15 protein-coding genes are annotated in these 15,458 nt (G+C 41.7%); 11 read left to right on the top strand and 4 right to left on the bottom strand.

What is annotated here, in order from left to right; all coding sequences use genetic code 11:
- Positions 1-23: 23 nt before the first annotated feature.
- Complete coding sequence (locus I5349_RS10105; RefSeq protein WP_226390640.1) at positions 24-800, top strand: class I SAM-dependent methyltransferase; 777 nt, start codon at positions 24-26, stop codon at positions 798-800.
- Between the two features lie 101 nt (positions 801-901).
- Here I5349_RS10105 and I5349_RS10110 read toward each other — a convergent pair whose 3' ends face one another.
- Both I5349_RS10110 and I5349_RS10115 read right to left on the bottom strand, forming a co-directional pair.
- Positions 902-3,883, bottom strand: a complete 2,982-nt coding sequence (locus I5349_RS10110) for a DUF2723 domain-containing protein (RefSeq protein ID WP_226390773.1) — start codon at positions 3,881-3,883, stop codon at positions 902-904.
- Positions 3,884-4,013: 130 nt separating this feature from the next.
- On the bottom strand, positions 4,014-4,304 hold the full coding sequence (locus I5349_RS10115; RefSeq protein WP_226390641.1) for a TIGR03643 family protein: 291 nt from the start codon (positions 4,302-4,304) through the stop codon (positions 4,014-4,016).
- A gap of 41 nt (positions 4,305-4,345) precedes the next feature.
- Between I5349_RS10115 and I5349_RS10120 the strand changes: the two genes are divergently transcribed.
- The 4 genes from I5349_RS10120 (at position 4,346) to I5349_RS10135 (ending at position 7,410) form a co-directional block, all read left to right on the top strand.
- Positions 4,346-5,824 carry a cryptochrome/deoxyribodipyrimidine photo-lyase family protein gene (locus tag I5349_RS10120; RefSeq protein ID WP_226390642.1) on the top strand — a complete coding sequence of 493 codons (1,479 nt, stop codon included), beginning with the start codon at positions 4,346-4,348 and terminating at the stop codon, positions 5,822-5,824.
- Positions 5,821-5,964 carry a DUF2256 domain-containing protein gene (locus I5349_RS10125; RefSeq protein WP_226390643.1) on the top strand — a complete coding sequence of 48 codons (144 nt, stop codon included), beginning with the start codon at positions 5,821-5,823 and terminating at the stop codon, positions 5,962-5,964. The genes I5349_RS10120 and I5349_RS10125 overlap by 4 nt, the downstream gene beginning before the upstream one ends.
- Before the next feature lie 77 nt (positions 5,965-6,041).
- Positions 6,042-7,172 carry a DUF4221 domain-containing protein gene (locus tag I5349_RS10130; protein ID WP_226390644.1) on the top strand — a complete coding sequence of 377 codons (1,131 nt, stop codon included), beginning with the start codon at positions 6,042-6,044 and terminating at the stop codon, positions 7,170-7,172.
- A 22-nt stretch (positions 7,173-7,194) separates the two neighbouring features.
- The gene (locus tag I5349_RS10135) at positions 7,195-7,410 is read left to right on the top strand and encodes a hypothetical protein (protein ID WP_226390645.1); all 216 of its coding nucleotides are present in this window, start codon (positions 7,195-7,197) and stop codon (positions 7,408-7,410) included.
- Between the two features lie 11 nt (positions 7,411-7,421).
- On the opposite strand, the gene I5349_RS10140 is transcribed toward I5349_RS10135, so the two are convergent.
- Positions 7,422-8,588, bottom strand: a complete 1,167-nt coding sequence (locus I5349_RS10140) for an MFS transporter (RefSeq protein ID WP_226390646.1) — start codon at positions 8,586-8,588, stop codon at positions 7,422-7,424.
- Positions 8,589-8,658: 70 nt separating this feature from the next.
- Complete coding sequence (locus tag I5349_RS10145; RefSeq protein ID WP_226390647.1) at positions 8,659-9,369, bottom strand: TMEM175 family protein; 711 nt, start codon at positions 9,367-9,369, stop codon at positions 8,659-8,661.
- A gap of 151 nt (positions 9,370-9,520) precedes the next feature.
- Here I5349_RS10145 and I5349_RS10150 point away from each other — a divergent pair, with 151 nt between their 5' ends.
- From I5349_RS10150 to I5349_RS10175, 6 genes are all read left to right on the top strand, one after another.
- Positions 9,521-9,892, top strand: a complete 372-nt coding sequence (locus I5349_RS10150) for a globin domain-containing protein (protein WP_226390648.1) — start codon at positions 9,521-9,523, stop codon at positions 9,890-9,892.
- Positions 9,889-10,650, top strand: coding sequence for a lysophospholipid acyltransferase family protein (locus I5349_RS10155; RefSeq protein WP_226390649.1), 762 nt, complete (start codon positions 9,889-9,891; stop codon positions 10,648-10,650). Before I5349_RS10150 ends, I5349_RS10155 begins: the two co-directional genes overlap by 4 nt.
- Positions 10,637-10,924 (top strand): Asp-tRNA(Asn)/Glu-tRNA(Gln) amidotransferase subunit GatC, encoded by a 288-nt coding sequence (gene gatC, locus I5349_RS10160; protein WP_226390650.1) that lies wholly within the window; start codon positions 10,637-10,639, stop codon positions 10,922-10,924. The genes I5349_RS10155 and gatC overlap by 14 nt, the downstream gene beginning before the upstream one ends.
- Before the next feature lies 1 nt (position 10,925).
- Complete coding sequence (locus tag I5349_RS10165; RefSeq protein ID WP_226390651.1) at positions 10,926-13,844, top strand: hypothetical protein; 2,919 nt, start codon at positions 10,926-10,928, stop codon at positions 13,842-13,844.
- A 143-nt stretch (positions 13,845-13,987) separates the two neighbouring features.
- Positions 13,988-14,710, top strand: a complete 723-nt coding sequence (locus I5349_RS10170) for an ABC transporter ATP-binding protein (RefSeq protein WP_226390652.1) — start codon at positions 13,988-13,990, stop codon at positions 14,708-14,710.
- Positions 14,711-14,899: 189 nt separating this feature from the next.
- Positions 14,900-15,454 carry a cob(I)yrinic acid a,c-diamide adenosyltransferase gene (locus tag I5349_RS10175; RefSeq protein WP_226390653.1) on the top strand — a complete coding sequence of 185 codons (555 nt, stop codon included), beginning with the start codon at positions 14,900-14,902 and terminating at the stop codon, positions 15,452-15,454.
- The last annotated feature ends 4 nt before the right edge of the window (positions 15,455-15,458 follow it).

Below are 15,458 nucleotides of genomic sequence, written 5' to 3' on the forward strand. Positions count from 1 at the left end.
TTTGCGACAAATCAAAAATTGACATGGCTACCTTCACTACAGAAATCGCTTCTGATCAAATCATCTCAGATAATCCCATTCACCAAAGACTACTCAAAGCCTATTTTGCCGCACTCCCTTATGTACAGGGCAATATCTTAGAAGTAGGCTGTGGAGAGGGTCGTGGTGTAGAGCTGCTACTAGAGAAGGCTGATCAACTCACTGGCATAGACAAAATCCAAGAAGTGATCGATCGACTAACTGTCAAATATCCTCAAGGAACATTTAAGCAGTCTTTTATCCCTCCTTTCGGTGGTTTAGCGAGTGATACTTATGACGTAGTGGTGAGTTTCCAAGTCATCGAACATATCCAAAACGACCGCTTCTTTTTAGAAGAAATCTATCGCGTACTCAAGCCAGGAGGCACAGCACTCATCTCTACTCCCAATATCCTACAGTCTCTCAGCAGAAATCCTTGGCATATCAGAGAATATAGAGCGGAGGAGCTTCAAGCACTTTGTGAGAGCATTTTCGATGAAGTAGAAGCAAAGGGCATCACGGGCAATGAAAAAGTCTGGCAATATCATGAAGAAAATCGTGCTTCTGTGAAGAAATTCACGAGGTTTGACATCCTCAATTTACAGTATAGATTGCCTGCTTGGATGCTCAGAATCCCTTACGACCTACTCAATCGCATGAATAGAAACGCCCTACAAAAAGGGAATGGCCAACTCGTGAGTGATATCACCCATGAGGACTTTCTCGTAACAGACAGCCCAGAAAAAGCGCTTGATTTGTTTTATATTTTGCACAAGAAATAACAAAGATCGAGTTCTTCGTCTATGACATGGCTCATATCTTATCCGAGATTAAAAAATAAACACGTAAAAAAGGGTCTGGATTAAATCCAGACCCTTTTTTATTAGCGTTGCTCGATATCTGATTTCGGACTGATCAGTTTCGCTTCTTGTCGTTTGTATAGCTGCTCGAGTGACTGCTGGATCAGGATGGCCTTCTCTCTATAGCCCTCTTCATTGAGCATCGGGCCAAAAATGGAAAGCATCTGTAAGCTTAGATAAGCCTCTCTATCAAATTCTTTATCCTCTCTAATGTAGTAGTTGAGCAGAGAAATCGCTCTAGAAGACATCGTATCTGTGATCTCTATGGCTAGCTCATCCTCTCCCAACTCAAAGAGTATCGGGATAGACTGTGCTGTAGAGAAGTCATATAAGACACTCTTGTCAGGCATCACTTCTAGACTCTTATACATCACCTCTTTCGCTTGCTCATAGTTATCCTCATTGATCAAAGCGATCGCTACAGAGTTGAAAGTACTTCTATGATTAGATAAGAAGTTGCGATAGTCTTCACTCAAGTACACATTTGGATTGTCCACTTCCGTAAATCTAAACTGGTTCATCACCAGATCATACGACTTTTCAGTATCTACCAATTCCTCCAGTTGAGTAGGTTTTCTGATAGGCAATAGTCGATACACATTACCTTCCATCACTACGTGTGGCTTGAGTTCTAGATCAAGTGTCTCCACAGAGGTATTGTTAAGATAGATCGGACGCTCCCAGTTATTATTAGCCAAGAGATCTAGTAAGACCATGCTTCCTTTAGTGATGTACTCACCTTTGACCGCTATTTGTAGCTGACTAGTCGCAAACTGCTGTAGTTTCTCAGGGATGAGTCCCTTCTCTTTCACGAGTGCAGTATCTACCTCCACGGTCACCATCTTAGAAGGGATCATATTGAGCACGCTAGATGACTGACTTTGTAGTTGGAGTGCTTTACTCTTTTGCTTCAGTGCATTGATATAGAGTCCAGCATCGATGCTCGGTAGACGCTCTACCATGTAGAGCAGGTCATTAGTTCCTCTGCGATAGTCAGACTCATCAAGTGTGATCGGGAGTGGTTCAGAGTCGTTCATCTTCAACTGAAGCTGATCGATGTACCAGTCTGTATCGAAGTAGCTCAAGACGATGACACGCACATCTGTACGGAAGCCTTCTACCTCTTGAACATACCAAAGAGGGAAAGTATCATTGTCCCCTCCCGTGAAAAGAATCGCATTAGGGGCTAATCCAGCTAGGAAATTTCTAGCCGAATCGATAGAGAAGTATCTATCTGTACGATCATGATCATCCCAGTTTTCAGCGGCCATAAGCAGCGGAATAGGCAAAGTCAAAAGCCCAGCGGCTAATGCCGCAGTCTTGCTACTCTTGAGCAATCGTTGAAGACCTGCTGCCAGTGCCAAGACACCTAAACCTATCCAAATCGCATAGGCATAAAATGAACCAACATAAATGTAATCACGCTCTCGAGGCTCTACTGGTGGGGAATTGAGATAGGCGACCAGCACCAAACCCATCATGAGGAATAGCCCCATGACTACCCAAAAGGTTTTCAAGTCCTTTTTATAATGAATCAACATCCCTAGCAAGCCAAGGATAAATGGTAGCATCAGGTAGTTGTTGCGTCCTTTATTCCTTGCGATCGTCTCAGGCAACTCCTTGAAGGCGTCCATTGGTGTGAGCCAAGTAGCATCTTGGATATCACTTTCGCGCCCTGCAAAATTCCACATGAAGTACCTCCAATACATATGCCCCATCTGATGGGTAAACATGAAAGAAATATTATCTGCGAAAGTTGGCTTTTGCCCTTCTCTTAAGCCCAGTTTACTTCTGTAGATTTGCTGATGCCTTGCATTGGTACTATAAATTCTCGGTAATATCGTTTGCTGATTAGGGTCAAATTCATTGATCAGATCATAATCTACTATCTCATATTTCTCTTTGCCTTTGTAGTAGATCGGTGCGCCTTGCTTTTGATCAACTAGCTTAGCAGTAAAGTACTGACCATACATCAGTGGACGATAGCCATATTGCTCACGCTTTAGATAAGAGACGAAACTGAGTACGTTTTGAGGATCGTTTTCATCGATTGGAGGGTTGGCATTGGAGCGAACCACGATCATGGCATAAGAAGCATAACCTATCAAAATGAACGTCAAACACAACAAGGCTGTATTGAGCATTACTTTTTGCTTCTTGATAGAATAAAAGACTCCGTATACTAGCGACCCTACAAATAAGGCTGTAAAGAGCAATACCCCAGATCCAAAAGGAAGGCCGATAGAATTGACCATGAAGATCTCAAGCTTTCCTGCCATGCTTGGCAGTCCAGGGATGATGATGTTATTGATGATGATCAAAGCTACTCCTCCAGAAAGTACTGCCATAGCGATTCCTTTAGCAGTAGGTTGATACTTTTTGAAATAGTAAATCAATGCCAAAGCAGGCAACGTCACTAAGTTGAGCAAGTGAACTCCAATAGATAAACCCACCAAATAAGCAATGAAGATTAGCCACTTGTTTTCCTGCTGAGGATCTTTGATAGTATCCCACTTGAAAAAAGCCCATATCACAATAGCCGTAAAGAAGGAAGACATCGCGTATACTTCTGTCTCCACTGCTGAAAACCAGAAAGAATCTGAGAATGTGTAGACTAGCGAACCGATGACACCCGCAGCCATTACTTTGAGAATATCTGTATCTTTTTCCTCTCCAGGTACGATTCCGAGCATCTTTCTAGCGATCAGCGTGATCGTCCAGAACAAGAATAGGATGGTAAAACCAGAAAGTAGCGCACTTCCTATATTCATCGCGTAGGCTACATTGGCTGTATCACCAAAGGCGAAAAATGAGAAAAAGCGATAAACTAAAAGAAAGAATGGCGCTCCTGGAGGGTGAGGCACTTGCAACTTATACGCTACAGCGATAAACTCTCCTGGATCCCAAAAACTAGCCGTTGGCTCGACCGTGAGGATGTACACTAAAGAAGCTAAAATAAAAATGACCCAACCTGTCAGGTCGTTGATTTTCTTGAAATTTGACATCATAATCAGAATATTGCTCGGGCGAAAATAAGAAAATAAAAAAAGAAAATGACCGCTTCATCTTCTTTATCGAAAATATAACGGCCATTTGGTCTATATCAGGTATAATTGGTTTTGCAAAAAGGAGCTTTTAGCGCTTAGACACTTTATTGCCACTGATACTACGTTGCCTAGTGCATCTGAAACGATCGATGTCTTCTCTTCGCATAGCTTGATGCTTGGTACTTCTACCCTGCACACGAGCGCGCCACATTCTAAAGGAACTAGGCTTCATCTCCCTACGCATGATATTGATCACATCCTTCTCTGACACTCCAAACTGCTGCTCTATCGCATCAAACGGTGTGCGATCTTCCCAACCCATCTCGATGATTCTGTCTATTTGCTCCGGATTTAAGTCTTTGATCTTAGTTTTACTCATATCGATCAAACTAATTTCTTTGACAAAAGTTTGTCTCTCGTATGGCGCAAAAGTTCCCTTTTAACTTGGTTTGGCTCAAGCGAGACCTACGACTCACCGATCATGAGCCACTGGCAGCAGCTATCGCTACGGGCAGACCTACACTCCTGCTCTATTGCTTCGAACCCAGTGTGATGGAAGCGCCATCTTATGATATCCGCCACTGGCGATTCGTCTTTCAGAGTCTGGTAGAGATGAATGAAAAGCTGGCGCCTTACCAGTGTCAAGTGCAGATTTTATATACCGAGGTTTTGCCTTTTTTGACTGTACTAGAGCGAGACTTTGATCTAGCCGCTATTTACAGCCACGAGGAGACTGGACTAGCCGTCACTTATGAGCGCGACAAAGCAGTATCAGCCTTTTGCAAAAAGCACCAAATCCCATGGTATGAATACCAACAGTTTGGTGTACGTAGAGGTCGCAAGAATAGAAAAAATTGGTCTGGAGACTGGTATGGGCAGATGAGCCAAGTACTTGCTACAGTTGATTTGAAGGCGCTGAAGCCTTTTTCCCTTCCTAAAAAATGGCTAGAGAACTGGAACACTCCACTACCCGAAGCAGTAAAGGAGCCAATGCCTGAGGGCATGCAATCTGGCGGCTCTAGTAAAGCTTGGCGTTACTTACATTCTTTCTTACAAGAGCGAGTCGCCCACTACAATCAGCATATCTCTAAACCGCTACTCAGTAGAAAAGGCTGTAGTAGATTATCTCCCTACTTGGCTTGGGGTAATATCTCCATGAGGGAAGTGTATCAAGCTAGTGAGAAGCGTAAGCAAGAAGGCTTTCAGAAAAGAAATATCGCCAACTTCCAGTCCCGCCTTCGCTGGCACTGTCATTTCATCCAGAAGTTTGAAATGGAAGAGCGCATGGAGTTTGAAAATATCAACAGGGGCTTTGATGAGATCCGTCAAGAATGGGATGAGGATAAGTTCCTCGCTTGGAAAAATGGTCAAACAGGTGTGCCGCTAGTGGATGCTTGTATGCGCTGTGTGATGGCAACTGGCTATCTCAACTTTCGCATGCGCGCCATGCTCGTTTCTTTTTTGACGCATCACCTATGGCTACATTGGAAGAAAGGGTCCATTCACTTAGCACAGCAATTTTTAGACTTCGAGCCTGGCATACACTATCCGCAGTTTCAGATGCAGGCAGGTGTCACAGGCATCAATACGGTCCGTATCTATAATCCTGTGAAGCAGTCTCAAGACCATGATCCCGAGGGGAAATTCATCCATCAATGGGTGCCCGAACTCAAAAACCTGCCAATAGAATACCTCCATGAGCCTTGGCGGATGACTGACTTAGAGCAACAGCTAATCGGGTTTACGCTGGGAAAGGACTACCCAAAGCCCATCATCGACATAGAAGCCGCAGGAAGATACGCCAGAGTACACATCTGGCAAGCCCAAAAAGCCAGTGCGGTAAAGAAAGATGCTAAACGCATCCTAGCCAAACATACTGTAGCCAATAGACAACCATGAAAGGCGTCAAAAAACAACACTTACCTGAAAAAATCTGTGCTACCTGCGGGCGACCATTTACTTGGCGCAAAAAGTGGGAAAAAGTATGGGATGAGGTCAAATACTGCTCTGACAAATGCCGTCAGCAAAAGCGCAGATAATCGCTCTCGTTTTACTTGTTATTTATAATTTTTTCTTTGTTATTTATAGTCATAAGCACTTAACAAAGAAACATAAAATGAAATACCCTGTATTTTTCATACTCGCCCTCCTCCTTTTTTCTTGTGGAGAAAAAAGTGAAAACCCTGTCTCACGCCAGGTAGAGATATCCCTCTCAGACGAAATCAACATCGATGTGTCTGAGGCTTTGGGAAGTTACTCTAATTACTTTTTAATAGAGGATGAGCAGTACCTTGTTACATATAGTAACTCAAAGTCTGGTGTAACTTTAGATTTGTTTGATTGGAAAAAAAAGCAGTTTGTAGAAAGCGTACCCATGAGGGATATTTTTTTAAAAGAAGGCTTTTTCACTAGTACTGTTTATGCAATCAATAGAGACTCTGTAATATTTTTTGATTCAAATAAGCATCTAATGATATTTAACATGAAGAACAAAAGTGTGACTAGTAAGATTGATTTAAGTACCTACTTACCAGAGCCATATATAGTAGGCTATGAAAACTTAAAGCCTATCATCAAAAATGGTCAATTACTTTTCAGAGTGCAAAAGGATAATCACACTTATTTTGATAAAGAGTTTTACCAATCACCCTATCTAGCTATTTTGGATCTAAATGAACTTAGTGAAGTCAAGCTAGTAGGTGAGTTTCCTGCTAGCTACCAAGAGATGAATGATACTTATTTCCTTAATTCACAAAGATTAGAATTTGGCTTTGGTTTAGCAGGTACCTCACAGGTTATTAGCTCATTTAGAAGTGACCCTGCGCTTCACGTTAATAACATAGATCAAAATACTTTCATTGAAGCCCCTTCTCAGTACATGAGTAAACCATCAAAATTTACTCAAGAAGAAATCAATAACTCTTCTGATTCTTGGATCACGGAAGGACATTACAATGGTATTATTGCACACCCAGAGTTAAATATATACTACAGATTTTATGTTCCAGCCCAAGAGCTACTCAATAGTCAAGGTGAAAAAAAAAATCCCGCCTCTAGACCATTTTCTGTTCAAGTACTAGATGAAAACTTCAAAGTGTTGGAAGAAAAATTATTCGACTATAATGAAACGAAGCTAGACTTTATCGTATCTTTTCTTGCTAAGGATGGTCTTTACTTCGCAATTGAAAATGGGGAAGAAGACATCATGACCTTTAAAAAGCTAAGCGTCACGCCTATTTCGGAATAGAGATTTGTATTTGAAGAGACCTATGCAACTATCCTTTACTTACAACACCTTCTCATTCATCGTGTCGGCTATATGTGTTGTTTTCTTAGGGAGCTACCTAGCCGAAGATGCTTTCACGGTAAAAACTTTCAGTAGGCCTAGCTTCGAGACGAGCATGCAGGTTTGTTTGTTCGTTTTGTTCTTGGCTTATGCTGCTTCTTACCTAAAACATCGAAAAAGCCAAAAGACGACCGCTTGATTTCTGATGATCTATCCCTTTTGAAAAAGCGCTATCAAACCAAATACTGGCCCGATTGCTAGGACAGGGAATAGCCAGATAGGATCGATCCATGTTTGTAAAAAACTCAATAACTGAATGCTCAATATGGTGATGAAAAATCCAATGCAGTTAACAATCGTTAGCGAAGTACCTCTGATCTCTGGCTGAGCATTTTGAGCTACGAGCGTAGAAAGCAAAGGAGAATCTGCGACTACGACCATCCCCCAGAACACTAAAAATACTACAAAAAATAACTCAGATGCCTGTACAAGCATGAACGGAGAGACTAAGCAACACAGGCAGGACAGCAGTAATGCCACTCTTGCAACGCCTTTTGCACGCAATCTAACTGCTATAAAAGCTCCTAAAACACAAGCAAGCCCACCTGCTGCAATGACCCAAAAAGACAAAAGTGGCACCTGCCAGATGATTCCCGGATGTGAGATACTATAAGTCTGTAAAATAAAGGGCACAAAAGCCCAAAAAGCATATAACTCCCACATATGTCCAAAGTAGCCAAAGGCTGCACGTCTAAAACTAGCTTGATGAAATACCCCATAAAAAGCCTGTAAACGAAACTGCTTGCTAGGCTGTCTGAAAGGCCCATCAGGCACGAAGCTCCAAATCAAAAGTCCCCCTATCAAAGCCAGCGAAGAGGTGACCAAAAGCACATATTCCCAAGCAAAAGCTTGCGTGAAGTTTCTCGCCAAATGGGGAAAAGCAGTTCCAAGCACCAATGCCCCTACCAAAAATCCAAGTGACTGACCCAGTCCCTTATCAAAGTAGTCAGAGGCAATTTTCATCCCCACAGGATAGATTCCAGCTAGACAAAAACCTGTGAGAAAACGAAGCCCTAAAAGACTCATGAAGGAATTGCCTTCCCAGATCACCGCTAGATTAAATAGCGCGCCCAAGACTGCACAGATGAGAAATACCTTAGAAGGTGAGTATCGATCTGAGATCGTCAAAATGCTAAAAATCAAAGTACCCACTATGAAGCCTATTTGCACTGCGGATGTGATATGTCCTAAGTCTGAAGCTTCTAGGTCAAAACTCTGAATGAGCTCAGCCATGACGCCATTGACTGCAAACCATAGCGAAGTGCAGCAAAACTGCGCAAAAACAATGATCGGAAGGATCCGCTTAGGTGGCTTCATGGGGAGGGGATTGAATAGAAAACTATTCTGCAAATTAATGAATGTTTGATTACATCAAATTCCTTATCACTCACTCCTTCACCATCCGATCATACCTTGAAGACCACCAAAACATTAGCGGTGTATAGATAAGATAACTGAGTCCTCCTACTACGGAAGCCCATATAAATGAATAATTATTTACGATGAGTGTCAGTGCGATCGATAGCAGTGGCACGGCAAACATGATCATCAGACGCGTTTTTTGAAATGCTGTGTGTTTGAGTTCAAAGTCACTGAGATCCAGCTTATCCTTGATACGATAAGCCCTCACATAAAAAAGATATAGCACGAAATACAGTGCAAAAGCCACGAAACCATAGTAAACCATCAAATACGGTACTTGATCTCCCCTAATACTGACTGCGATGTCCGTGTTGAAAAAATTATTAGTCAAAAAGAGCGTCAGAAAACGTAAAGGATAAACATAGAAGATCACCAAAGCGATAAATACCGTGTTAAGTATACTAAGTCCAGAATCCTCTAAGGTGTACATCTTCGAAAAATCTAGATGCTCACGCCAGATCAAGATGATAAAGAAAATACTGATCAGAAACGCTGGTAAAGTCTTGGTGAAAGTCAGCAAATCCGCAAAGGAATTAGGATTGGTCAGGTTAAAAATCAGCAGCGTGATCGCTATGCCAAATACTGCATCTGTCAGATTATCCACCCTAGAAGCATTAGCTCCTCTATAGGTGATTCTCTCATTTCCCTTCTTCAATTTATAGAGTTCATTTCTCATGGCTAAAAATCATAACATTCAATATATCAATCCAATATACCATTTTAAGGAAGTATTTTAACAGTCACTCAAAAAATTCAGAAGAAGCTTCACCAAAATGTCACTGAGTTATCCCTTTAATTTTTCAAACAAATTCTCCTAGATTTGCCAAATGGATCAACTCAATACTATCTATGACATCGTGGGCGCCTCAAAACTAGAGGAACTCACTGCTGCATTTTATCGAAGAGTCGCTAAGGATGAGGTGTTGAGACCGATGTATCCCGCAGATCTGGCGCCCGCAGAGGAGCGATTGAGATGGTTTCTTTGGCAAGTTTTTGGTGGGCCTCGTACCTACTCAGAACATCGCGGACATCCTAGACTCCGTATGAGGCACTTCGAGTGGCCTATAGATGACCGAGCGCGGCAGCACTGGCTTAACAACATGCTCGCAGCTATGGAAGAAGTCAAACTCCCAGAAGAAGCTAAACAACCCATGCAGCAGTACTTCGTACAGGTAGCCAACCACATGATCAACCAATGAAAAAGCAAATGCTATTTCTAAATCGACTGTACAGCATTTATGCATTTGTAGTATTCTGCTTGCTCTTCTTGCTACTATTTCCGGCATTCTTCATTTGTATACAAATCCCAAGCTGGAGATCTTATGGACGCAAACTCAACTACTATTGGGCGCATGCATACTTTTTCTTACTAGCCATCAGGGTAAATGTCCATGGCAAACATCACCTCAAAAAAGGGCAACAGTACCTCTTTGTAGCGAATCATTTCTCCTACCTAGACATCGCAGTGATGGGCTATATCCCTAGAGATGCGATCTTTGTGGGCAAAAGTTCATTGGGCAAAATCCCTCTTTTTGGCTATATGTTTAGAAAACTACACATAGACGTGGACAGAGGGAGTATCCGTAGTCGCTACGAAACGATCATGCGTGCTAAAGATGCTTTAGATCTGGGCAGTAGCTTGATCATCTTCCCAGAGGGAGGCATTGTCACTAAAAATCCTCCACATATGGCTAGATTCAAAGATGGCGCTTTTCGCATAGCTGTGGAGAAACAAATTCCGATCATTCCTATCACAATTCCCTACAATCATATAATTTTGCCAGATGATGAGAGGTTACTCCTATATCATCACAAAGCCGCAGTGATCTTTCACGAACCGATCGCTGTAGTAGGCAAAACATTGGATGACATAGACCAACTCAAAGAGCAAGCCTATGAAGTCATCCAAAATAGCCTCAATAAGGCACTAAATGTCAAAGTCTATGAAAATCGATAAAAATACTATCCAGAAAATTGCCCACTTATCTAGGTTAGAGTTTGATGCACAAGGCGAGCAGAAGATGATCGACAGCATGACTCAAATCCTCGACTGGGTGGAGAAATTAGATGAATTAGATACAGAAGGTATTGAGCCACTCACTACCATGAGTTCGGAAGTTAATGTCCTCAGAGCTGATGAAGTGAAGCCTCCACTACCACATGACAAAGGCCTCAAAAATGCTCCTCAAAAGGACTCAGACTATTTTAGAGTACCTAAAGTGCTAGAATAGGATGCAAGAAGGATTTGTTTTTTGGAAAAACTGGACTGCCTCTCTGCGATACTTAATAAGCGCCATTGGCAGCATTGTAGCGATAGGTATTATATTTTTTATCATTCATCAGCTTTTTCCCGAAAACTATCTCACCACAACTATACTTAGAGAATATGAAGCGCTACCTGTCATAGCTGATGTCTTTAGATATGGTGTACATCAGTTCGGTATTCAAGCAGACAGCTATTTGCTCCTTCAATATTTCAATGCCTCTCCACTTGACTACCCTACATGGGTATTAAGTATTTTTAGCTTAGGCATATTGACCTTCTTTGCTATCTCATTTGCAGGCAGTTCGCTCCTAAGCAAGTGGATTTTTTACCCAAGTGTGACGATTCTGATTCTGGGACTCAACTACCTCGGTATAGAGCAATTTACCCTTTTTGGTATATCGGGGAGTTTGCCTATTTTATTTGTAGTCTTGAGCTTCGTAGGGCCAGCGTATTATTTTCATGCCATTGCTACAGCGACCAGTTTTGGAAAACGCTTATTAGTTTTTCTAGGCATTTCAGTCTTTTGGCTTGTCGTAGCACTTTTAGGAGAAGCATCAGCGATTGGCAGTTTATTAGCGCTAGAGAGTACTCCTATCTTGATGATTGCAGCTACTTTTTTTACAGCGATCATTGCCTATCAGCCGATCTTAGGAATTTTACTTTTAATTAGGAAGACAAATAGCTCAGGCACACTCAATGTCAATGTGCATTTGATCATCCTAAGCTTGATCTATTTAGGCAATCTAGTCTTCTTTTTTCTCAGACAAATAGGTGCTTTTGACTTAGGAATTTGGCTTGTAGAACCTGTTTATATTTTCTTCCTTTCTGCATTGATCGGCTTTTGGGGCATACAATATCGATTCATTCAGAGTGAGTTTACTATAGGCAATAGAATCGGGCTGAGTGTACTTTATTTGGCACTTATCCTAGCTAGTGTGCTTATCTGGTGTTTGGGGGTTTTTACCAAAAACGATCCTTTACTTGACTATCTGGAAAATGTGGTCTTGTACACCCACATTCCGTTTGGTACCTTCTTTTTGCTTTATCTGATTGCCAATTTCGTAGAAGTACTTAAGCAAAATGCCCCAGTTGAAAGAGCTGTTTACAAGCCTTTTAAGTTAAAGTATTTCCACATGCGCATGGGTAGCTTGATCTTTACACTAGCTATCCTCCTCTTTGCTAATGCGCCTGTCGTCAATGAGTTCAAAGCAGGTACTTACAATATGATGGGTGACTATTTCCTATCAATAGGTAATAAAACATACGCCAAAGAATACTACCAAGCAGCTAAGCGTGTAGGCTATCAGAGCTTCAAAGCTAACTATACACTTGGACACCTCGCGATCAGTGACAATAGCATCAGTCAAGCCAAAGAGTGGTTTGGAGATGCTGGGACCACAGGTCAGTTTCCTCATAGTTTTCTTGCACTAGCGGAGGTTCATCGATCGCTTGATCAGTACTTGGAAGCCTCTATGGTCATAGAAGAAGGGTTAAAGTACTTCCCTACGGATGTTCGCCTATTGAATAATAAGGCATTGCTTATGAGTCGACTGGAGGAAAATCAAGCTGCTTTGCTCACTATCGATCAGGCTTATGCGAGAAAAACACAGTCTGAAGTCATAGCGGCTAACCTAATGGCGCTCTTAGCAAAGTCGCTGCCTGAGACAGCTGAATATCCTGATATCAATGACCTATATGACCCTAATCAGGCCAATCATGCCATCAATCTACTCGCATTGGACAATAAGTTTGGTAAGCTCAACCAACAGCCAATCCAAATACCGGTAGACAAATCCCTAGACTTTGGGAGCTTCAGCCTGATCAATAATTATGCACTAAACAAACTCTATCAAGCGGATGAGTTTAGCCAGCTTAAGCTTGATAGTCTAGTAGCCAATGATGACAATATTCAGTTTAGAACTAATCTCAAATACCTCCAAGCACTTCATGGTAATGCGCAAGGAGACATCACTGGAGCTATCAAAAAAATCACAGAAATCTATCCTGACAAATCAGAAAGTCAAGCCTATTTCTTAGAGATACTAGGAGACCTTTACCTCAAGCAAAATGAGTCTAAGTTAGCAGCGGACTATTACTTGAGAGCAGATAGCCTAGGCAAGCCAAAAGCAAACCTAAAAAAGGCTTTGGCTTATTTCAATGCGGGAAAAGTACTCCCTATCTATGACCAAATCGCAGCCCTCAATCGAGAAGGGCAACCTGTACCCAACTGGCTGAAAAACTATACGCTGGGTGAATCAGTAGCTTCTGATAGCCTAGTCTTTTATGATCAATATGCTGACTTTGCACAGAAAAATGGCTTAAGCGCATTTTTGACTTTCAATCAGCTCCAAAACGAAACACTAAGAGTGACACTTGTAGCTGATTGGCTATACTACAAGTGGGAAGACTTCGGGACAGAACAGCGACAACTCATGCTAGACTACCTAGCACGTGTCACTCAAGGACAGCAAAACTCACTTTTAAAGATCATGTCGCTCAGACAGTCAGAGGAGAAGTCAGGTAATACAAAAGAGTCCTTACAGCAACTCCAACAGATAAAGCCTGTTAATCAACAAGAAAAATATTTGTACGCCTTCCTTGAGGCCGTGTGGGGGTATGAACTAGGAGACAAATCTAAGAGCTTAGCTACACTGGCTCAACTTAGCAGACAGCAACCCTTCATGGTGGATGAGACTATCCAAATATGCAATATTTTGGCTGAAAATGATGGCCTTGAATATACGGCCTATGATGCACTACTAGATGGTACATTTATCAACAGTCAAAGTCCTAAACTCTTGATAGCCTACATTATGCTGGCAGAAAAGCTCAACTTGGGAAGCTATGCAGACACTGCAAGGGAGAAGTTGAGGCAGCTGCAATAACTATCTGAGCAGCTTTGCGTAAATACCTTCAGTAAGCACTATCTTCCTTTTATATAATAGATATTTAGCTTACTTTTATACATCGATTTTTATCTTTTAATTTAATCAATCATTTCGCTTTTTAAGCTTTAAAAAACCACATTATGAGTAAACTAGTAATAGAGACCAATGACATCTCAAAGGTCTACAGAATGGGAAATGAGGAAGTACGTGCCCTCAAATCAGTGTCGATCAAAATCAACAGAGGGGAGTATGTAGCCTTCATGGGGCCTTCTGGATCTGGTAAATCTACCTTGATGAATATCATAGGATGTTTAGACACCCCTAGTGGTGGTCGCTATATTTTGAATAGTAAAGATGTCAGCGACATGACTGAAAATGAGCTCGCTGAAATTAGAAATAGAGAAATTGGATTCGTCTTCCAGACATTTAACCTCCTTCCTAGAGCTACCTGCCTTGAAAATGTGGCACTACCACTCATCTATGCTGGCTATGGCAAAGAAGAGCGTGATGAAAAAGCGCGAGCAGCATTAGAAAGCGTAGGGCTCGGAGACAGAGTGGGGCACAAACCAAATGAACTCTCAGGTGGTCAGAGACAAAGAGTAGCGATCGCTAGAGCCTTGGTCAACAATCCAAGTATTATCCTAGCCGATGAGCCAACAGGTAATCTAGATACTAAGACGTCCTATGATATCATGGGCCTTTTCCATGAGCTGCATCAGCAGGGCAACACCATCATCATGGTAACACACGAAGATGACATCGCTCACTATTCTCATAGAATCGTGAGACTAAGAGATGGACTAGTCGAGACAGATACTATCAATGAAAATCCGACAGTAGTCAATCCATTTCAAGCAGTATAAACAACCACAACTCTGGCATCATGTCAGAGTTGTTTCTTTATAATTGTTTTCGCTATTTTTATCAAATCATCAGCTCGTGCTGAGACTTTTCCATCGCTCAGTTTTTGAAATTAAATTTTTCTTTTTTAATTTTAAGGGTTGTTTAGGAGAATTTTATTCTTTTAAACATAAGATTTGATTTAGTAAATTATGAAGATATATACCAAAACTGGTGATGCAGGCACTACTTCCCTACTGGGAGGCACTCGAGTTTTGAAGTCACACGAAAGAATAGACGCCTACGGCACGATTGACGAGCTCAATGCCTTCGTAGGTTTGCTCAAAGATCAAAAAGTCAATGCAGAAAGAGCTGACTTTCTAAAGCAAATACAAGATAGACTCTTCACGATAGGATCTGCACTAGCAGCTGATCCTGATAAGGCCAATATCAAACATCCTGATATCACAGAAGCTGACATCCAACTCTTGGAAGCTGCGATGGATGAGATGGAAGTTGGCCTGCCAGCTTTGAAAAACTTCATACTGCCAGGTGGTCATGAAAGTGTGTCTTTTGCACACTTAGCGAGAACGGTATGCCGTAGAGCAGAACGCAATGTGATCAAACTCGCGCAAAATGAATTTGTGAGTGAGGTCATTGGTAAGTATTTGAATAGATTATCGGATTACTTCTTTATCCTAGGCCGCAAGATGGCGCTAGAACTAGGAGTAGATGAAGTCATCTGGAACAGTAGAAACAAATCGTAAAATA

The organism is Penaeicola halotolerans (genome assembly GCF_016464625.1).
In the GTDB taxonomy this organism is placed as follows: Bacteria; Bacteroidota; Bacteroidia; order Cytophagales; family Cyclobacteriaceae; genus Penaeicola; species Penaeicola halotolerans.